The sequence below is a fragment of the Protaetiibacter sp. SSC-01 genome, from assembly GCF_014483895.1.
GTDB lineage: Bacteria > Actinomycetota > Actinomycetes > Actinomycetales > Microbacteriaceae > Homoserinibacter.
The window spans coordinates 1,696,348-1,715,299 of record NZ_CP059987.1 but is presented as its reverse complement, the minus strand read 5'-3'; the positions used below and the strand labels follow the sequence as shown (position 1 = coordinate 1,715,299).

Genomic DNA, 18,952 nt, shown 5'->3' with positions numbered 1-18,952 from the left:
GCCGACCGAGGGACTGATCGAGTGACCGACGCACCGTCGTCGACGCCCCCCACCGAAGCCCGCCTCACCATCCTCATCGGGTGCGACACGTTCGCCCCCGATGTGAACGGTGCCGCGACGTTCAGCCGCAACCTCGCGGCCGGGCTGGCCTCGCGCGGGCACGACGTGCACGTCATGGCGCCCGCCCAGAAGGGGGCCGCCGGAACGTTCACCGAGGTCCACGAAGGCGTGCCGATGACCGTGCACCGCGTGTACTCCTGGCGTTGGCTCCCGCACCCGTGGCTGCGCTTCATGCTGCCGTGGCGGGTCAAGGCGAACGCCGAGCGCATCGTGCGCGAGGTGAAGCCGGATGCCATCCACTTCCAGTCGCACATCGTCGTGGGCCGCGGGCTCGCGACCTCGGCGAAGCGCCACGGCATCCGTCTCGTGGGAACGAACCACACGATGCCCGAGAACATCCTCCAGCACGTCGAGGTGCTGCCGAAGGCGACCCTCGACTGGCTCGCGCGCATCCAGTGGCGCGCCGCACGCAAGTGGTTCGAGATGGCCGAGGCGATCACCGCGCCCACGCGCCGTGCGGCCGACTTCTTCGAGCGCGGCACGGGCCTCACGGGCGTGCACGCGATCTCGTGCGGCATCGACATGAGCTTCTACACGCCCGACTTCTCGCCGCGCGAGGAGAACATCGTCGCCTTTCTCGGGCGCCTCGACGAGGAGAAGTACATCCACGAGGCCATCGAGGCCGTCGCGAAGCTGCAGGACCTCGACGCGAAGCTCGTCATCATCGGCGACGGCGAGATGCGCCCGCGGCTCGAGGCGCGTGCGCGAGAGCTCGGCGTCACCGACCGCGTGCGCTTCACGGGCCGTGTCTCCGACGACGAGCTGCGCCGCGAGCTCACCGGCGCATCCGTCTTCGCGATGCCGTCGCGCGCCGAGCTGCAGTCGATCGCGACGATGGAAGCGCTCGCGTCGGGTCTGCCCGTCGTCGCCGCCGACGCCATGGCGCTGCCGCACCTCGTGCACCCGGGGCTCAACGGCTACCTGTACCAGCCCGGCGACGTCGACGAGTTCGCGCGCCACCTGCGCGCCGTGCTCACGGCGACCCCCGAGGAGCTCGACCGCCTGCGCCGGGGCGCCCTGCGCACCGTCGAGCCGCACGACATCCAGCGCACGCTCGACATCTTCGAGGCCCTCTACCGCGGCGAGACCGTCGTCGACCCCGACACCGAGGGGGAGCTCACCCGGTGAGCGCCTCGGCGACGCCTCGCGTGCTGCAACCGGCCGCGTGGCGTCGGGCGATCGCGCCCATCGTCGTCGCCGTGCTCGTGCTGAGCGTCGTGCTGCAAGAGCCCGTCGCGGAGCTCCTTCCCGACGGCACGCCGCGTGTGCTCGTCTTCGTCGCGATCGCCGTGCCGATCGTCGCGGCGGTCGTGCTCGGCCTCTCGGCCGCGTACCCGCGCGTGGTCGCGGATGCGGACGGGGCGCTCCGCGTGCGCGGCCGCGTCGTTCGGCCGTCCGAGATCGTCGCCGCGCGCCGCTCCGTGTCCGCGGGCGGCGGCTCTGCGTATCTCGTGCTGACGCTGCGCACGGATGCCGGGCGCGGCATCCGCGTGCTCGTCGCGGGTGTGCCGATCCGCGGGCTCGACCCCGCGCAGCTCGGTGTCCTTCGCGAGGTCGTCGCCGCGTCCGCGATCCCCGTCGTGCGCACCTCGGAGAGCGAGCGGGCCTTCCTGAGCGAGAACGTGCTCGCGAGCGGCCGCCGCGTCGATGTCGACCGCGGGCTCGTGCTGCGCGAGCTCGACGAGCTGCGCGGAGTGCGGTTCGCGGGGCTCGGGGTCGAGGAGCCGCTCGCGGACGCAGCGGATGCCGCGGATGCCGTGGATGCCGCGGTGCTCGACGTCGCGCCGTCCGCGCCGGAGACCGCTGCCGCGTCCGCTTCCTCCGCTCAGCCCGTCGACGACACCGCGGTCGAGCGCGAGCTCGCTGCTGCGACCCGCTCGACCGCGCTCGCGCGCCGCATCGCGTTCTGGGTGCTCGCCGTCGCGACCCTCGGTGCGGCCGGGCTCCTCGCGCTGCTCGTCGTCATGGAGAGCACGGGCGTCGACTTCGGCGCCGCCGACGAGGACCCGCTCACAGCGGCGATGTCGATCGCGATCGGTGTCGCCCTGCTCGCCGGCATCGCGTGGGCTACAGCCGCCGACGTCGACGACGCGCGCCGCCGTGCCGAGTCGCAGCGTTGGCTCGCGTTCGCATCCGAGGCGCAGCGCCGTCGGGGCCTGCCCGACGCGTTCCACGCGGCCTGGCTGCGGGCGCCCGGCGGTCGCATGGGCGCCGTGGGTCTCATGGTGCTCGCGATCGTCGCGTTCTTCGCCGTCATCGGCGGTCCCGTGGCGCTCGCCCAGGGCTACGGTCCCGTGCCCGTCGGCGTCGCCGCGACGATCGTCGGTGTCGCCCTGAGCGCCCTCGCGCTGTGGGGCTGGATCGCCCGCCGCCGCGCCCACGCGCGCCGCGTCGAGTGGCTCGTCGAGGCTGCGGGTGAGCGCGCCCGCCGCGGCCTGACCGGCGACGACCCGCTCAGCCGGTAGCGTTGTCGCGGGGCGGTAGCTCAGCCGGTTAGAGCAGCGGACTCATAATCCGTCGGTCACGGGTTCAAGTCCCGTCCGCCCTACGAGAAAGCGGGTGCTGCCATGGACACGAACCCCCTGCTGCCGAGCGGGTACGACATCGTCTGGAGCATCGCGGTCGTGCTGCTCTGCGTGCTCTTCGTGGCGGCGATCGCGACGCTCGTCGGGGCCCGCGACCGGATGGCGCCCCTTCACCTCATCATCTGGACGGCCACGATCGTCGTCGCTCCCGTCGTCGGCGCGCTCGCCTGGCTGCTCGTCGGGCTGCCGCTGAGTCGGCGCACGGCCCGCACCTCGCGGGCCTGATCGCGGACGCGCCTCAGAGCAGGGCATGCTTCCAGGGTAGGCGGCTACCGCAGGTCGCGGATGCGGGCGGCGAGCGACGCATCCGCTCCCGTCCGGCGCTCCCAGCCGACCGCGATGACGAGCAGCACGATGCCCGCCGTCGCGAGCGTGATCCACCACAGGAGCGGGTTGATCGTGTCGCCGAGCTGCACGAGGAACACCACGAGGATCTCGAGCGGGAGCGCCGAGATCCCGAGGATGAACGGCGCCGCGAGCGTCTTGCGGGCGCCCACGAGCACCGCGATGAGCGCGAACGCGATCACGAGGATGGCGCGCCACGTCTGCGGGTCGGTGAAGGTCGCCATGACCGAGGGCAGGAGCGTCGCGATGATGCCGGGCGCGAGGGTCGCCCAGGAGCCGGAGAAGCCGATCGGCCACGTGTGGAGCGTGCGGGGCTCGCTGTCGCGTCGCCCCCGCGCGAACGCGATCGCGCCGACGATGACGAGCGCGATGCCGAGCGGGATCGAGAAGCCCTCGACGCGCAGGATCTCGCGCTGGCTCCACGCCGTCACGGCGACCGTCCACGCGAGCGCCCACTGGAACCACACGGGCGGCAGGTGCACGGCACCCTCGCGCGCCCGCCATACGGTGGCGATCATGGCGAGCAGGAGCGCGAGCTCGAGGCCCCACAGCGTCCAGATCGCGGCGGGGTCGTTGCGGATCGCCGCCATCGGTCCGATCGCGAGGAAGAGCAACGCGGGCGCGAACACCCAGCGCGAGCGCGTGCCCGCCGTGACGGCGAGCACACCAGCCGCGCCCGCGATACCCGCGCCGAGGATCGCGAAGCCGAACACCTGCGCCATCTGGTGCATGTCGGCGATCGGCAGCGCGTCGACCTCCCAGGCGAGGCGCACCCCCTGCACCGTGCCGGCGGCGCCCGCCACGACGGCGGCGAGCAGCAGGGCCGGACGGATGCTCTCGAAGCGCGTCGGCACGACTCCCGCGGGGCGCGTCACGAGCGCTGCGAGCACGACGAGCACGACACCGCCCGCGAGGAGCGCGTAGGCGCGCCACAGCTCCGACGCCGCCTCGAACGAGGTGCCCGTGCCGTTGCCCGTGATCGCCAGCAGGGCGAGCGACGGCACGACGGCGATGCCCAGGCCCGTCGCGACGAGCGCCGCCGCTGAGCGCGGAGCCGCGGTGCGACGGCGCGCGAGCAGGATCGTGCCGACCGTGATCGCCGCGAGGGCGGGCGGCAGCAGGTAGGGCTCGACGACCGTGACGCCCGCGAGCGCCCACGCGCACCACAGGGCGCCCGTCCAGGATGCCGCGGCCGTCCACCAGCCGTAGCGTCGCCGCATCCAGAGGGCCGTGGCCGCGGCGCCGATGCCGAGCACGAGCAGCACGACGAAAGCGATCTCGAGGCCCGCGGCGGCACGCACAAGGGCGAGCACGACGGCGATCGCCCCCGTGACGAGCGACGACGCCTCGATCGCGAGCCGCACCGCGTCCGCGATCGGCTCCGGCATGCCGTAACGCAAGAGACCGGCGCGCACGAGGCCCGTGGTGGGCAGCGCGCACGCGACGAGCACCGCGATGATGACGAGCGCGTACGGCGAGCCGCTCACGGTCAGCAGCTGCGCCGTGAGGCACACGACGACGACGGCGAGCGTCGGCACGATGAGCGCCGCCGCCCCCGCGCGCAGCAGCAGCCCCGCACCCGTGCGCCGCGTCAGCAGGAGCGTCACGGCGAGCAGCAGGATGACGCCCGTCGAGAGCGCTGTCCAGCCGCTGCGCTCGGTGAGAACCGAGAAGACGCCGATGCCGAACGGCACGGCGGTCACGCCGAGCACGGCGTACCAGCTGCCGACCGGCAGCCACGAGGTGACGGATGCCGCGATCGCGACGAGTGCGGCGCCGCTCGTGAGCAGGCACAGCACCGGCAGCGTGCCCAGCTCGGTGAGGCTGAGCGCCGCGGCGCCCGCGATGATGGCGTAGCCGAAGCCGAGCCCCGTGTGGAGGGGGCGGATGCGGGGCGACGCCGACCGGGCCGCGAGCGCGATCGCCCCGACCGCCAGGGCTCCCGCGACGCCCGCGAGCTCGGCATGCGGCCACGAGAACCCGATGGCCTCGACGACGCCGCCGTAGGCGACCATGGCGATGGGCGCCCGCAGGGTGAGCCGCGAGTCGCGCACGCGCGGCACGAACAGGAGCGCGAGCGACGACGCCGCCGACAGCCCGAGCGAGATGGCGACGACGGCGGCGACGTGAGCGGGGGCGACGAGGGGGAGCCCCGCGGCGGCCGGCACGAGCACCCAGCGCGCCGTGGCTGCGAGGAGCCCGGCGGCTGCGGGGGTGCGCACGCCGCGCGAGGCCGCCCAGACGCCCGTCGCGATGACGCCGAGGGAGATCACCGCGACGAGTGCGCCCTCCGCGGTCACGGGCTCGACGACCCAGGGCTCGCGGCGCGACATCCACGTGAGGGCGAGTGCGGTCGCCCCGTACGCGAGGATCAGCACGATCGCGGGCAGCGCGAGGAAGGCGGCGACGATCAGCTGGGTCACGAGCAGAGCCGAGCGGTTGATGCTGCCCATCCGGCGGATGACCGCCGTTGCGACGACGGGGAGCGTCACGGCGACGGCGAGGGAGACGGGCTGCCAGCCGTCGCGCACGGGCACGGTGAGCGCGAGCTGGACGAGGGCGCCCGACACGAGCAGGCCCGAGACGATGCTCCACAGCACGGGGGCGACACCTCGGGTGCTGAGGAGCGCGCCCACGGCGAGCGCCCCGAGCACGGCAGCGCTCGCGAGCCGCAGGTCGTCGCCGCGGAACATCCAGGTGGCCGCGATGACGAGCGTGAGGAGGATCGCCAGCAGCTGCAGCACCGTGATCGCCACGCGGTCCGCGCGCAGCGGCGACGCCATCCGCCGCCCGAGCGGGCGCGTGAGCTCGATGAGGCCCCATCCGACGAGCAGGACGGCGACGTGGCCCCACGCCGTCGCGACGTCGGCGGGGGAGAACACACGCAGCTCGTCGAAGCCGTAGCCGACGAGGGCCGGCACGAGCGCGAGGCCGACGAGCCCCGACCACAGCCAGGTGCGCATCCGAAGCCACGCACCGACGGCCACCATGACGGCGCCGCTCACGGCGAGGCCGAGCGCGCCGAAGAACCAGGCGCTCAGCCCGTCGGGGGCGACGCGCGAGAACGCCCAGACGTCGAGCGCGAGGAACACCATGCCGAGCGCGCCGACGGCCTCGGCCGAGAACTGCAGGCGGCGGCTGTGCAGCAGCCACGCGCCGCCCAGGAACACGGCGGTGACGACTCCGATGATCGTCGTGCGCGTCGAGAAGTCGGTGAGGTCGGGGTTGAGGAAGGTGAAGACGATCGCCGCGACCGCGAGGAGCCCCGCGCCGACGACGGCGAGCACCGACTGAAGGCTCACGGCGGAGCGGGGGCGTTCGACGGGCTTCGCGACGGGCGCGGCCCCGGCGACCGCAGGGGGTGCCGCCGCAGCCGCCGTCGCAACAGGGGAAGCGGATGCCGCGGCCGCCACCGCGGTCGGGAGCGCGTCGACGATGGCCTGGCGCCGCCGTGCCGCCGCGACGAGTTCCTGGGACGCCTCCCAGAGCTCGGCGCCGGCCTCGCGCACATCCGCGCCGCACCGCGCGCAGACCCCATCGCGGAGGGCCGGGAGACCGCCCCAGGTGCGGGTGTGACAGCGCGGGCAGGCGTCCACGTCGAGCACGAAGCGCGCGACGTCGTCGGTCCAGGTCATGGTCGGAGCCTAGTGAGAGGAGCGAGCGACGCTCGTCATCCGCGAGGCTGATGGGGATGGATCGCGCGTCGGACGTCGTGTGACGAAATACTCCCGTGTCCCGCGCGGTTGCACCTCGGGAGTCGACCAGGATGGAGACCATGACCGACACCGCAGCACCCGCCGCCCCGCAGACCCCGGAGGAGCAGTTCGCGTTCTTCCACTCGCGCCGGGAGCTCGCTGTCGTGCAGCCGCAGGGCAGCCTCGCGCTCACGACGACGCAGGTGATCGACGCCGAGCAGACCGTGTGGGGCGTGCCGGGAACGTGGGCTCCGCGCACCGACGGCGGCTCGGGCGTGCTGCTCACCGCGGCGGCCTCCGACGGCATCCGCGTCGACGGTGCGCTCGTCGACGGCACCGTCGAGGTGCGCGGCAAGGACGACGCGAAGCCGTCCGACATCCGTTTCAGCGACACGGTCACGGGCTTCGTCATCTCGCAGGAGGGCGGCCTCTACGCGGTGCGCGTGTTCGACGCCGAGTCGGAGGCCATCCAGGAGTTCGGGCAGATCGACGCGTTCGCCTACGACCCCGAGTGGGTCATCACGGCCGACTGGTCGCTCAATCCCGAGGGCACGACCCTCGGCTTCGAGCACCTCAAAGACGACGGCAAGACGCGCGACGAGGTCGTGCCGGGCCGCATCACCTTCACGCGCGACGGCGTCGACTACGACCTCGCGGCGTTCAAGTCGGGCCGCGCGCTGCAGCTCGTGTTCGCGGATGCGACGAACGGCGACAGCACCTACAGCGTCGGCCGGTTCCTGTACGTCGCACCGAACCCCGACGGCACGATCACGCTCGACTTCAACCGCGCCGTGCTGCCGCCGTGCGCCTTCAGCTACGCGTTCAACTGCCCGCTGCCGCCGAAGCAGAACCGGTTCCCGTTCGCGATCGAGGCGGGGGAGAAGCTCCCGCTCAAGAAGGACGGCTCGCCGCTGCACTGAGCGCCGCGTCGCGCTCGTCGCGGCGGTCCCGGATGCGGCGCCCGCCCGCCACGAGGAGCGCGCCGAGGAGCGCGCCCGAGGTGTTGGCGATCAGGTCGGAGACCGTCGAGAAGCGCGTCGGCAGGAACAGCTGCACGCCCTCGATGATCCCGCTCGTGACGAGGCCCGCGAGCGTCGCCGACCACACCCGCATCCAGCGGTAGGCGGTGAGGGCGAACACGCCGAACGGCACGAAGAGCGCGATGTTCCCGCCGACCTCGAGCACGTCGTAGGCGAGCCGGTACGGCACGCCCCACGACGCGATCCACCGCGCCGGCACGGCGAGGATGCTCGACTCGCCGCCGAGCGGCTGCGGCGACCACACGAGGAACCCGAGCGCCACGAGGTACGCGGCGAACACGATCCGGAGCAGAAGGGTGCGCACTCGACCAGGCTACGGGGCGGCGCCAAGCTGCATCGTGCGCGCGATGTCGGCAGCGCGCGGGAGGATGGATGCGTGTTCCTCGCCGTGAGCGCCCCCGCGCCCGACCTCGTCGAGGTGGTGCGGCTCGACGCCGACGGTGCTGAGGTCTCCCGCGAGCTCATCCCGCGCGATCGGTTCGCGGCGTGGGCCGCGGAGGAGGAACGCGCGCACCCCCGGTGGGTGTGGTCCGACACCAAGCGCTGGTATCCGGCGTTGCTCCGTGCGGGCGTGCGCGTCGAGCGCTGCATCGACCTGCGGATGTGCCGCCTCATCCTGCGCACCGCGTCCGCCGCCGCGGGCACGGAGCTCGCACGGGCGCCCCGCGACCGCTGGGACGGGCCCGCGCACGCGGCCTCCGCCGCCTCCGACGCCCTCTTCGAGCTCGAGGAGCCCGAGCCAGACGACGACCCCGCCGAGGAGCTGCGCCGGCAGCGCGCCGCGATCGCCGCGAGCACCTCTCCGGGTCGCCTCTCGCTGCTCACGGCCGCCGACAGCGTCGGCGCCCTCGTGGCCGTCGAGCTCGAGCACGCCGGACTCCCGTGGGACCCGGCGCGTCACGACCGCATCCTCGTCGAGCTGCTCGGCGAGCGGATGCCGGGCGCCCGCCCCGCGCATATGGAGACGCTCGCAGCCGAGATCCGCGCAGCCCTCGACGACCCCGACGTGAACCCCGACTCGCCCCCTGCCCTGCTCAAGAGCCTGCAGCGCGCGGGCCTCCGCGTCGGCAGCACGAGCCGCTGGGAGCTCAAGGGCATCGACCACCCCGCGGTCGCGCCGCTGCTCGCCTACAAGAAGCTCGCGCGCCTCTACACGGCCAACGGATGGGCGTGGCTCGGCGAGTGGGTGCGCGACGGCCGTTTCCGCCCGGTCTACGTGCCCGCGGGCGTCGTGACCGGACGCTGGGCGTCCGACGGCGGCGGGGCGCTCCAGTTGCCGAAGCAGGTGCGCGCGGCCGTCGTGCCCGACCCGGGCTGGAAGCTCGTCGTGGCCGACGCGGCCCAGCTGGAGCCGCGCGTGCTCGCGGCGATGTCGGGCGATGTGGCGATGGCGCGTGCGGGGCGGGCGCACGACCTCTACCAGGGCATGGTCGACTCGGGCGCGGTCGAGACCCGCGAGCAGGCGAAGTACGGCATGCTCGGCGCGATCTACGGCGGCACCACGGGGGAGTCGGGACGGATGCGCCCTCGCATCGAGCGCGCCTTCCCGCGCGCCATGGCGTACGTCGAGGCCGCCGCACGAGCGGGCGAGGCGGGCGACGTCGTCAGCACGTGGCTCGGCCGCACCTCGCCGCCGGGCCGAGACGCCGCCTACGACGAGACCCGCACCGACGCCGAGCGGGCCCGCGCCCGCAGCGACGGGCGCGCGTGGGGCCGCTTCACGCGCAACTTCGTCGTGCAGGGCACGGCGGCCGAGTGGGCGCTGTGCTGGATGGGGTCGCTGCGCCGGATGCTGTGGCAGCTCGGCGGGGGAGACGCCGACGCGCGCCCGCTCACCGAGCGACCGCACCTCGTGTTCTTCCTCCACGACGAGCTCATCGTGCACGCGCCCGCGGAGCTCGCCGACGCGGCCGCAGATGCGATGCGGGCGGCCGCAGCGGAGGCGGGCCGCATCCTCTTCGGCACCGCTCCCGTCGAGTTCCCCGTCACGGTCGCCGTCGTCGACAGCTACGCCGACGCGAAGTAGCCGACACCCGCATCACACGCTTGTCATTCCGGCCTCCGACCGGGCATAATCGCAACAAGCAACAGCGTACGTACGTCAGGTCGATGGGGAAGTCGCATCTGACGAACGGAGAGAAAAGTGGCTGCTGCGATGTCGCGCGGAGTGGTGTACGTCCACTCCGCTCCTCGTGCTCTCTGCCCGCATGTCGAGTGGGCCGCGGGACGAGCGCTCGGGCGCGCCGTGAACTTCGACTGGCGGCCCCAGCCCGTACTGCCCGGCGCCCAGCGCACCGAGTACTACTGGGAGGGCCCGCGAGGCACGGGCGCCGCCCTCGCCTCCGCCCTCCGCGGCTGGGAGCACCTCCGCTACGAGGTCACCGAAGATGCCGGGCTCGGCACCGACGGCGGCCGCTGGATGCACACGCCCGACCTCGGCATCTTCTACGCGCAGACCGACACCGCGGGCAACATGGTCGTGCCCGAGGACCGCATCCGTGCCGCCATGGAGACCGCCGGCTCGGACGCCTTCGAGCTGCACCGTGAGCTGCGACTCGCGCTCGGCCAGGCGTGGGACGACGAGCTCGAACCCTTCCGCTACGCGGGCGAGGACAGCCCGGTCATCTGGCTGCACAAGGTTGGTTAGCGCCGCGCGCTGTCGGCTGGCGCCGCGATAATCCGCGGCGCGGTGCCGATGTACGGCCCGAGCGTGGTCGCGCCGTCCATCGGACAGACACAGAGAGGAAGTTCCAATGCTGAAGACAGGGGACATCGACCTGCGCGCGATCCTCGACGAGCTCGAGGAACCGCTCATCCACGTCGAGGACGTCGTCGAGGCTCAGGAGGCCGACGACGACTTCGACGGAGTGTGCACACAGCACGACGGCTGCCGCGTCATCTCCTAGACGGAGCGGAACGCGGCGACCGAGTTGTGGCCGCCGAAGCCGAACGAGTTCGAGATCGCGAGCTGCGGGCCGTCCCCGAGCGCACGCGGCGACGTCACGACGTCGAGCGGGATCTCCGGGTCCTGCTCCGTCAGGTTGATCGTCGGCGGCGCGAGACGCTGCTGAACGGCCAGGATGGCGAAGATCGCCTCGAGCGCTCCCGTGCCGCCGAGCAGGTGGCCCGTCGACGCCTTCGTGGCCGACACGGGGATCTCGTGGGCGCGGTCGCCGAACACGGCCAGCAGCGCCCTGTACTCGGCGATGTCGCCGACGGGGGTGCTCGTCGCGTGCGCGTTGACGTGCGTCACGTCGTCGGGCGAGGCGCCTGCCTGCAGGAGCGCGGCACGCACGGCGCGCGAGGCGCCCCAGCCCTCGGGGTCGGGGGCCGTGATGTGGTACGAGTCGCTCGTGACGCCCGTGCCGGCGAGCTCGGCGTAGATGCGCGCACCGCGCGCCTTCGCGTGCTCCTCGGTCTCGAGCACGAGCGTCGCCGCGCCCTCGCCCATGACGAAGCCGTCACGCGTGACGTCGTAGGGGCGCGAGGCGGTCGTGGGGGAGTCGTTGCGCTTCGAGAGCGCCTGCATCGAGGCGAACGAGGCGACGGTGATGGGGTGGATGGCCGACTCGGTTCCACCGGCGAGGACGACGTCGGCGAGCCCCAGCTGCAGGTGCTCGTAGGCGTTCGCGATCGCCTCGGTGCTCGACGCGCACGCCGAGACGTCGGTGCGGGCGAAGGCACGTGCGTTGAGGGCCATCGAGACGGCCGCGGCCGCCGCGTTCGGCATGAGCATGGGGACCGTCATCGGCAGGACGCGACGCGGGCCCTTCTCCTTGAGCGTGTCCCACGCGTCGAGCAGCGTCCAGACACCGCCGATGCCCGTGGAGTAGTCGACGCCGAGACGCTCGGGGGCGACGTCGGGCGCGCCCGCATCCGCCCACGCCTCGCGCGCCGAGATGAGCGCGAACTGGCTCGAGGGGTCGAGACGCTTGATCTCCTGGCGCTCGAGCACCTCCTCGGGGCGCACCTTTGCCTCGGCGGCGAACGTGACGGGCAGCTCGTACTGCGACACCCACTCGTGGGTGAGGGCCTTCGTGCCCGACTCGCCGGCGAGCAGCGCGTTCCAGCTGTCGGAGGCGGTGCCTCCGAGCGGCGAGGTCGCGCCGATACCGGTGACGACGATCTTCTTGGTCATTCGAGGAACTCCGAGGGGGTGGTGGAACACGCTCCGCGGGGGTGTGCGGAACGGGAGAGGTGAGAGAGCGGGGGCGGAGCGATCCGCCCCCGCTCGACGTCAGGCCTGGGCGTTGACGATGTAGGTGACGGCGTCGCCGACGGTCTTGAGGTTCTTGACCTCCTCGTCGGGGATCTTCACGTCGAACTTCTCCTCGGCGTTGACCACGATGGTCATCATCGAGATGGAGTCGATGTCGAGATCATCCGTGAACGACTTGTCGAGCTCGACGGTGTCCGCCGCGATGCCGGTCTCGTCGTTGATGAGCTCAGCCAGGCCGGCGAGGACTTCTTCGGTGGACAGTGCCATGTTCGTTTTCTCCTAGGGGTGTCGAGTGACCGGGGACAAGTTTAGGGGAGGCGCACGACCTGGGCCCCGAAGACGAGGCCCGCGCCGAAGCCGATCTGCAGGGCAAGTCCGCCCGAGAGCTCGGGGTGCTCCTCGAGCAGACGGTGCGTCGCGAGGGGGATGGAGGCGGCGGAGGTGTTGCCCGTCGTCTCGATGTCGCGGCCGATGGCGACGTGCTCGGGCAGCTTGAGCTGCTTCGCGAGCTCGTCGATGATGCGCATGTTCGCTTGGTGCGGGATGAAGGCGGCGAGGTCCTCGGGGGCGACCCCGGCCTCCTCGAGCGTCTGACGCGCGACCTTGGCCATCTCCCAGACAGCCCAGCGGAAGACCGTCTGACCGTCCTGGCGCATCGTCGGCCAGGGCTTGATCTTGTCGAGGTACTCCTCGAACGTCGCGTTCATGCCGACGGCGTCCCACTTCGATCCGTCGGAGCCCCACACCGTCTTCGACACGCCGGGCTCGTCCGAGGGGCCGAGCACCGCGGCGCCCGCGCCGTCGCCGAGCAGGAAGGAGATGGAGCGGTCTTCGGGGTGCACGTACTGCGAGAGCTTCTCGGCCCCCACGACGAGCACGTACTCGGCGGCACCGGCGCGGATGAGGGCGTCGGCCTGCGCGATCGCGTAGGTGTAGCCGGCGCACGCGGCGCCGATGTCATAGGCGGGCGCGGGGGCGACGCCGAGCCGCTCGGCGAGGAGCGTCGACATCGACGGCGTGACGGCGACGTTGCTGATGGTCGACACGAGCACGGCGCCGATGCGCGACGGGTCGATGCCCGACTTCTCGATGGCCTCACGGCCCGCCGTCTCGGCGAGGTCGATCGCGTCAACGCCCTTCGAGGCCCGCTTGCGGGTGATGATGCCGGTACGCTGACGAATCCACTCGTCGCTCGAGTCGATCGGCCCGACGAGGTCGTCGTTCGGCACGACGAGGTCGCCGCGGGCGGCGCCGAGGGCGAGGATGCGGCTGCCGGGCGCTCCCTGCGCCTGCTTGAGGTGGACGGTCACGCGGCGGCCTCCTGGTCGATCAGGGCGTGTGCGGCGGGGATGTCGTCGGGCGTCTTCACGGCCACCGTCGGAAGACCCTTGAGGGCGCGCTTCGCGAGGCCGACGAGGGCGCCCGCGGGTGCCAGCTCGACGATGCCCGTGACGCCGTTCGCGGCGAAGGACTCCATGACGAGGTCCCAGCGCACGGGCGACGCGATCTGCCCGACGAGCAGCTCGAGGTAGCGGGGGCCGTCGTCGACGACGGAGCCGTCGCGGTTGGTCCAGATGCGCAGCTGAGGATGCTCCGCGACGATGCCCGACGCGACCTCGCGCATCGTGTCGACCGCCGGCTCCATGAAGCGCGTGTGGAACGCGCCGGCGACCTGCAGCGGGATGACGCGCGCACCCGCCGGCGGGTTCGCCTGCAGGGCGGCAAGGGCGTGCAGCTCACCCGCGACGACGATCTGGCCGCCGCCGTTCATGTTGGCGGGGGAGAGGCCGAGCGGCTCGAGCGCGGCGAGCAGCTCCGCCTCGCCGGCGCCGATGACGGCGCTCATGCCGGTCTCGGTGATCGCGGCGGCATCCGCCATCGAGCGTCCGCGCGCGGCGACGAAGCGCATGGCGTCGGCCTCGTTCAGGATGCCGGCGCCCGCCGCCGCGGCGACCTCGCCGACCGAGTGGCCCGCGATGCCGGCGACCTTGTCGCGGCGGCCGTCGAGCACGGCCGCGAGCGAGAGCAGCGAGGCGCCGACGATGAGCGGCTGAGCGACCGCGGTGTCGCGGATGGTGTCGGCATCCGACACCGTGCCGTGCGCGCGCAGGTCGACGCCTGCCGCATCCGAGAGCTCGGCGAGGTGGTCGGCGAAGTGCGGCTCGGCGAGCCACGGCTCGAGGAATCCGGGGGTCTGCGAGCCCTGTCCGGGCGCGACGATCACGACGGTCACCCGTCCATCCTGCCAAGATGCGGCCGCGGCGGCGGCATATGGTCCACGAGAAATCCGGCGCGACCTTGGCGGATGCCTACATCAGTCGTGCTTGCGGCCCGTGTCGGCGATCGACCCGACGATGAGCGCGGTCTGCAGGATGAGCGCCTCGCGTGCGCCGGTCGCATCCCAGCCGATGATCTCGCTGATGCGCTTGAGGCGATAGCGCACGGTGTTGGCGTGCACGAAGAGCTCGCGGGCCGTCGCCTCGAGCGAGCGGCCGTTGTCGAGGTACGACCACAGCGTGAGGAGTAGCTCGCCCGAGTGGTCCTTGAGCGGCTGGTAGATGCGCGCGATGAGGGTCTGGCGCGCGAGGGCGTCGCCCGCGAGCGCTCGCTCGGGCAGCAGATCGTCGGCGAGCACGGGACGCGGGGCGCCGCGCCACGACTTCGCGACGGCGAAACCCGCGAGGGCGGCACGCGCGCTGCGGGCCGCGTCGACGAGCGAGGGCACCTCATGGCCCAGCACGAGGTGACCGGGGCCGAAGCCGGGCTCGAGCTGGCGCGCGATGTCGCTGAAGGGGAGCGGCTCGCGCGCCTCCTCGTCCTCGCGCGGCTCGACGCGGCCGATGACGAGCACGAGGCGCGAGCCCTGCACGCCGATGAGCACGTCGGCGTCGAGGTGACGCGCCGTGCGACGCAGCTGGTCGACGTCGAGCATCCGCGGGGCCGTGCCGACGAGCACCGACACCGCTCCGTGGCCGTTCCAGCCGAGCGCCGCGACGCGGCTCGGCAGCTCGCTGTCGTACTCGCCCGTGAGGATCGAGTCGACGACGAGCGCCTCGAGGCGCGCGTCCCAGAGACCGCGCGCCTCGGCGGCGCGGGCGTAGACGTCGGCGGCCGCGAACGCGATCTCGCGCGAGTAGAGCAGGACCGCCTCCCGCAGCTCGTCGCTCGAGCTCGTGACCCGCTCCTCGACGACCTCGACCGTCACCCGGATGAGCTGCAGTGTCTGCTGCAGGCTCACCGAACGCAGCAGCTCACGCGGCGCGGCGCCGAAGACGTCCGCTGCGATCCACGGCGTCGAGCTCGGGTCGTCGTACCAGGAGATGAACGAGGTGATGCCCGCCTGGGCGACGAGGCCGACGGCGCTGCGTCGCCCGGGCGGCATCTCGCGGTACCAGGGCAGCGTCTCGTCGAGACGCTTGAGCGTCGTGGTCGCGAGCTCGCCTGACAGCGTCCGCAGCCAGGCGAGCGTCTGCGCCTTCGTCCTCTCCGGCACCTTCGGTGTCGACTTAGCTCTCGCCGCCCGCGGAACCGGTCGTGCCGGCGTTCACGTCGTGCAGCTTGTACTTGTCGATCGCCTGCAGCACGTACGCCGGGTCGACCTGGCCGCGACGAGCGAGCGACTGCAGGATGCGCACCACGATCGACGGACCGTCGATCTTGAAGTGGCGTCGTGCGGCCGGACGCGTGTCGCTGAAGCCGAAGTCGTCGGCGCCGAGCGTCGCGTACTCACCGGGCACCCACGCGCGGATCTGGTCCGGCACGGCGTGCATGTAGTCGGTGACGCCGAGGAACGGACCCTCCGCCCCGCTCAGCTTCTGCCACACGTAGGGCACGTGCGGCTGCTGGGTCGGGTTGAGGAAGTTGTGCTCGTCGGCGGCGATGCCGTCGCGGCGCAGCTCGGCCCACGAGGTGACGCTCCAGACATCGGCGGCGACGCCCCAGTCCTTCGCGAGCAGCTCCTGCGCCTCGAGGGCCCACGGCACCGACACGCCCGAGGCGAGGATCTGCGCCTTCGGCCCGCGGATGGTGGCGTCCTTGAGCTTGTAGATGCCGCGGAGCAGTCCGTCGACATCCAGGTCCTCGGGCTCGGCCGGCTGCACGATCGGCTCGTTGTACACCGTGAGGTAGTACATGACGTTCGGGTCGGGGTGCTGGCCGCCGTACATGCGGTCGAGGCCCGCCCGCACGATGTGCCCGATCTCGTAGCCGTATGCCGGGTCGTACGAGACGACCGCGGGGTTCGTCGACGCGATGAGCGGCGAGTGGCCGTCGGCGTGCTGGAGGCCCTCGCCCGTGAGCGTCGTGCGTCCGGCGGTCGCGCCGATGACGAAGCCGCGCGCCATCTGGTCGCCCGCAGCCCACATGGCGTCGCCCGTGCGCTGGAAGCCGAACATCGAGTAGAAGACGTAGACCGGGATGAGCGGCTCGCCGTGCGTCGAGTACGAGGAGCCGATCGCGGTGAACGCCGCGAACGCGCCCGCCTCGTTGATGCCGACGTGGACGATCTGGCCCTGCGGGCTCTCCTTGTAGGCGAGGAGCAGCTCCCGGTCGACCGAGGTGTAGTGCTGGCCGTTCGGGTTGTAGATCTTCGCCGTCGGGAAGTAGGCGTCCATGCCGAAGGTGCGCGCCTCATCCGGGATGATCGGCACGATGCGCTGGCCGATGCCCGGATCCTTCAGGAGGTCCTTGAGCAGGCGGGCGAACGCCATCGTCGTGGCGACCTCCTGCTTGCCCGACCCCTTGCGGGCGATCTCGTAGGCCGAGTCGCCCGGGAGGTTGAGGTCGACATACTTCGAGCGGCGCTCCGGCAGGTAGCCGCCGAGCTCGCGGCGGCGCTCCTGCAGGTACTGGATCGCCGGGTCGTTCTCACCCGGGTGGTAGTACGGCGGCAGGTACGGGTTCTCCTCGAGCTGCGCGTCCGTGATCGGGATGCGGAGCTCGTCGCGGAACTGCTTGAGGTTGTCGAGCGTGAGCTTCTTCATCTGGTGGGTCGCGTTGCGGCCCTCGAAGCTCTTGCCGAGGCCGTAGCCCTTGATCGTCTTCGCGAGGATGACGGTCGGCTGACCCTCGTGCTCGACCGCGGCCTTGAATGCTGCGTAGACCTTGCGGTAGTCGTGGCCGCCGCGCTTGAGGTTCCAGATCTGCTCGTCGCTGTAGCCGTCGACGAGCTTGAGGGCCTCGGGGTCGCGGGCGAAGAAGTTCTCGCGCACGAAGGCGCCGTCCTCGGCCTTGTAGGTCTGGTAGTCGCCGTCGGGCGTCTCGTTCATGAGCTTGACGAGGGCGCCGTTGTCGCGCGCGAGCAGGTCGTCCCACTCGCGACCCCAGATGACCTTGATGACGTTCCAGCCGGCACCGCGGAAGAAGCTCTCGAGCTCCTGGATGATCTTGCCGTTGCCGCGCACCGGACCGTCGAGACGCTGCAGGTTGCAGTTGATGACGAAGGTCAGGTTGTCGAGCTTCTCGTTCGCTGCCCACTGGAGCGCACCGCGGCTCTCGACCTCGTCCATCTCGCCGTCGCCGAGGAACGCCCAGACGCGGCTGTCGGAGCGGTCGACGATCCCGCGGTTGGTGAGGTACTTGTTGTTCTGCGCCTGCCAGATGGCGTTGATCGGGCCGAGGCCCATCGAGACCGTCGGGAACTGCCAGAACTCCGGCATGAGGCGCGGGTGCGGGTACGAGCTCAGCCCGTACGGTGCGCGCGACTTCTCCTGGCGGAACCCGTCGAGGTGCTCCTCGGTGAGGCGGCCCTCGAGGAACGCACGGGCGTACATGCCCGGGGAGGCGTGGCCCTGGTAGAAGATCTGGTCGCCGCCCGAGGCGTGGTCCTGTCCGCGGAAGAACCAATTGTGTCCGACCTCGTAGAGCGACGCGCTCGACGCGTAGGTCGAGATGTGCCCGCCGACCGCGATGCCGGGACGCTGCGCGCGGTGCACCGTGACGGCCGCGTTCCAGCGGATCCAGCGGCGGTACTGGCGTTCGAGCTCCTCATCGCCCGGGAACTCCGGTTCGTTCTCCGGCGCGATCGTGTTGATGTAGTCCGTCGTCGGCACCATGGGCACGCCCAGGTGCAGATCCTTCGATCGCTTGAGCAGGCTCAGCATGATCTCGCGACCACGCTGGTGTCCCTTCTCCTCGACGAGCGCGTCGAGGGACTCCTGCCATTCGGCGGTCTCCTCCGGGTCCTGATCGGTGTTGTTCACCGAGTACGGATCCTGGTCGTTCACCGTCACCCTTGACCTCTTCCTGATCGTGTCATGGCCATCGTCGAGTCTAGGCCCGGGAGGCCGTCCGATACCGCCACCCCGCATCCGCACCGGCGCATCCGCGGAGTGCGGCGTATGATCGTCGCTCGTGGCTCTGGAGAATGACACGCAGGCCCCCGATTTCGACCTGCCGAACCAGTACGGCGAGCACGTCCGACTCAGCGACTTCCGTGGCCGCAAGCCGGTCGCCCTCGTCTTCTTCCCGCTCGCCTTCTCGAGCACCTGCACGGGCGAGCTGTGCGTGCTGCGCGACAACCTCGCGGAGTTCCAGCGGCACGGCGTCGAGCTCATCGGCATCTCGGTCGACTCGAAGGCCGCGCTCCGCGCCTGGGCCGAGCAGGAGGGCTACGACTTCACCCTCCTCGCCGACTTCTGGCCGCACGGCGCCGTCGCCAAGGAGTACGGCGTGTTCCTCGAGGAGAAGGGCTTCGCGAACCGCGCGACCTTCGTGATCGACGCGAAGGGCATCATCCGCGCGTCCTTCATCACGGCGCCCGGCCAGGCGCGCTCGATCGAGGAGTACCGCGCGGCGCTCGACGACGTGCTTCCCGTCTCCGTCTGACCCGCCCGGCGATCCGGGCGCCCCGCTCCCCGATAGCATCGGGAGGTCCGGGCGCTTAGCTCAGCTGGTAGAGCGCTTCGTTTACACCGAAGATGCCGGGGGTTCGAGTCCCTCAGCGCCCAC

At 71.9% G+C, this 18,952-nt stretch carries 16 protein-coding genes and 2 tRNA genes; 10 read left to right on the top strand and 8 right to left on the bottom strand.

The annotated features are described in order from the left end of the window. The first annotated feature begins 21 nt into the window (after positions 1–21). The 4 genes from H4J02_RS08095 (at position 22) to H4J02_RS08080 (ending at position 2,930) form a co-directional block, all read left to right on the top strand. The gene (locus H4J02_RS08095; protein WP_262405985.1) at positions 22–1,248 is read left to right on the top strand and encodes a glycosyltransferase; all 1,227 of its coding nucleotides are present in this window, start codon (positions 22–24) and stop codon (positions 1,246–1,248) included. After that, complete coding sequence (locus H4J02_RS08090; protein WP_187674126.1) at positions 1,245–2,585, top strand: hypothetical protein; 1,341 nt, start codon at positions 1,245–1,247, stop codon at positions 2,583–2,585. Before H4J02_RS08095 ends, H4J02_RS08090 begins: the two co-directional genes overlap by 4 nt. A 9-nt stretch (positions 2,586–2,594) precedes the next feature. After that, positions 2,595–2,668 (top strand) — tRNA-Ile (locus tag H4J02_RS08085). A 19-nt stretch (positions 2,669–2,687) separates the two neighbouring features. Continuing rightward, positions 2,688–2,930 carry a PLDc N-terminal domain-containing protein gene (locus tag H4J02_RS08080; RefSeq protein ID WP_187674125.1) on the top strand — a complete coding sequence of 81 codons (243 nt, stop codon included), beginning with the start codon at positions 2,688–2,690 and terminating at the stop codon, positions 2,928–2,930. 44 nt (positions 2,931–2,974) lie between these two features. Here H4J02_RS08080 and H4J02_RS08075 read toward each other — a convergent pair whose 3' ends face one another. Then, the gene (locus H4J02_RS08075) at positions 2,975–6,685 is read right to left on the bottom strand and encodes an SCO7613 C-terminal domain-containing membrane protein (RefSeq protein ID WP_187674124.1); all 3,711 of its coding nucleotides are present in this window, start codon (positions 6,683–6,685) and stop codon (positions 2,975–2,977) included. A gap of 140 nt (positions 6,686–6,825) precedes the next feature. On the opposite strand from H4J02_RS08075, the gene H4J02_RS08070 reads away from it, so the two are divergent. Then, entirely contained in the window at positions 6,826–7,665 is an 840-nt protein-coding gene (locus tag H4J02_RS08070) for a DUF1684 domain-containing protein (RefSeq protein WP_187674123.1), read from the top strand. Here H4J02_RS08070 and H4J02_RS08065 read toward each other — a convergent pair. Further along, complete coding sequence (locus H4J02_RS08065) at positions 7,637–8,089, bottom strand: VanZ family protein (RefSeq protein ID WP_187674122.1); 453 nt, start codon at positions 8,087–8,089, stop codon at positions 7,637–7,639. The two genes, H4J02_RS08070 and H4J02_RS08065, sit on opposite strands and share 29 nt — an antisense overlap. 72 nt (positions 8,090–8,161) lie before the next feature. Between H4J02_RS08065 and H4J02_RS08060 the strand changes: the two genes are divergently transcribed. From H4J02_RS08060 to H4J02_RS08050, 3 genes are all read left to right on the top strand, one after another. Beyond that, a complete protein-coding gene (locus tag H4J02_RS08060) occupies positions 8,162–9,811 on the top strand; it encodes a bifunctional 3'-5' exonuclease/DNA polymerase (protein ID WP_187674121.1) in 1,650 nt (549 codons plus the stop codon). A gap of 129 nt (positions 9,812–9,940) precedes the next feature. Then, a complete protein-coding gene (locus H4J02_RS08055) occupies positions 9,941–10,432 on the top strand; it encodes a DUF3145 domain-containing protein (RefSeq protein WP_187674120.1) in 492 nt (163 codons plus the stop codon). Between the two features lie 106 nt (positions 10,433–10,538). Then, positions 10,539–10,691, top strand: coding sequence for a hypothetical protein (locus tag H4J02_RS08050; protein ID WP_187674119.1), 153 nt, complete (start codon positions 10,539–10,541; stop codon positions 10,689–10,691). On the opposite strand, the gene fabF is transcribed toward H4J02_RS08050, so the two are convergent. From fabF to aceE, 6 genes are all read right to left on the bottom strand, one after another. Next, a complete protein-coding gene (gene fabF / locus H4J02_RS08045) occupies positions 10,688–11,923 on the bottom strand; it encodes a beta-ketoacyl-ACP synthase II (protein ID WP_187674118.1) in 1,236 nt (411 codons plus the stop codon). The two genes, H4J02_RS08050 and fabF, sit on opposite strands and share 4 nt — an antisense overlap. A 99-nt stretch (positions 11,924–12,022) precedes the next feature. Next, positions 12,023–12,271: an acyl carrier protein gene (locus tag H4J02_RS08040; protein WP_187674117.1), complete on the bottom strand. Its 249-nt coding sequence runs from the start codon at positions 12,269–12,271 to the stop codon at positions 12,023–12,025. 41 nt (positions 12,272–12,312) lie between these two features. Beyond that, on the bottom strand, positions 12,313–13,314 hold the full coding sequence (locus H4J02_RS08035; protein ID WP_187674116.1) for a beta-ketoacyl-ACP synthase III: 1,002 nt from the start codon (positions 13,312–13,314) through the stop codon (positions 12,313–12,315). Further along, on the bottom strand, positions 13,311–14,237 hold the full coding sequence (locus tag H4J02_RS08030) for an ACP S-malonyltransferase (RefSeq protein ID WP_187674115.1): 927 nt from the start codon (positions 14,235–14,237) through the stop codon (positions 13,311–13,313). The genes H4J02_RS08035 and H4J02_RS08030 overlap by 4 nt, the downstream gene beginning before the upstream one ends. Before the next feature lie 81 nt (positions 14,238–14,318). Beyond that, positions 14,319–15,497: a CdaR family transcriptional regulator gene (locus H4J02_RS08025; protein ID WP_262405984.1), complete on the bottom strand. Its 1,179-nt coding sequence runs from the start codon at positions 15,495–15,497 to the stop codon at positions 14,319–14,321. Positions 15,498–15,510: 13 nt separating this feature from the next. Next, on the bottom strand, positions 15,511–18,234 hold the full coding sequence (gene aceE / locus H4J02_RS08020) for a pyruvate dehydrogenase (acetyl-transferring), homodimeric type (RefSeq protein ID WP_187674114.1): 2,724 nt from the start codon (positions 18,232–18,234) through the stop codon (positions 15,511–15,513). 121 nt (positions 18,235–18,355) lie between these two features. Between aceE and H4J02_RS08015 the strand changes: the two genes are divergently transcribed. Both H4J02_RS08015 and H4J02_RS08010 read left to right on the top strand, forming a co-directional pair. Next, complete coding sequence (locus H4J02_RS08015; protein WP_187674113.1) at positions 18,356–18,829, top strand: peroxiredoxin; 474 nt, start codon at positions 18,356–18,358, stop codon at positions 18,827–18,829. A 49-nt stretch (positions 18,830–18,878) separates the two neighbouring features. Continuing rightward, a tRNA-Val gene (locus H4J02_RS08010) sits at positions 18,879–18,951 on the top strand. Position 18,952: the final 1 nt, after the last annotated feature.

Bases quoted from the DNA above. Each gene is read 5' to 3' on its own strand.
- H4J02_RS08055 (WP_187674120.1), top strand. From the start codon at position 9,941: ATGTCGCGCGGAGTGGTGTACGTCCACTCCGCTCCTCGTGCTCTCTGC.
- fabF (WP_187674118.1), bottom strand. From the start codon at position 11,923: ATGACCAAGAAGATCGTCGTCACCGGTATCGGCGCGACCTCGCCGCTC.
- H4J02_RS08050 (WP_187674119.1), top strand. From the start codon at position 10,539: ATGCTGAAGACAGGGGACATCGACCTGCGCGCGATCCTCGACGAGCTC.
- H4J02_RS08080 (WP_187674125.1), top strand. From the start codon at position 2,688: ATGGACACGAACCCCCTGCTGCCGAGCGGGTACGACATCGTCTGGAGC.
- H4J02_RS08075 (WP_187674124.1), bottom strand. From the start codon at position 6,685: ATGACCTGGACCGACGACGTCGCGCGCTTCGTGCTCGACGTGGACGCC.
- H4J02_RS08070 (WP_187674123.1), top strand. From the start codon at position 6,826: ATGACCGACACCGCAGCACCCGCCGCCCCGCAGACCCCGGAGGAGCAG.
- H4J02_RS08040 (WP_187674117.1), bottom strand. From the start codon at position 12,271: ATGGCACTGTCCACCGAAGAAGTCCTCGCCGGCCTGGCTGAGCTCATC.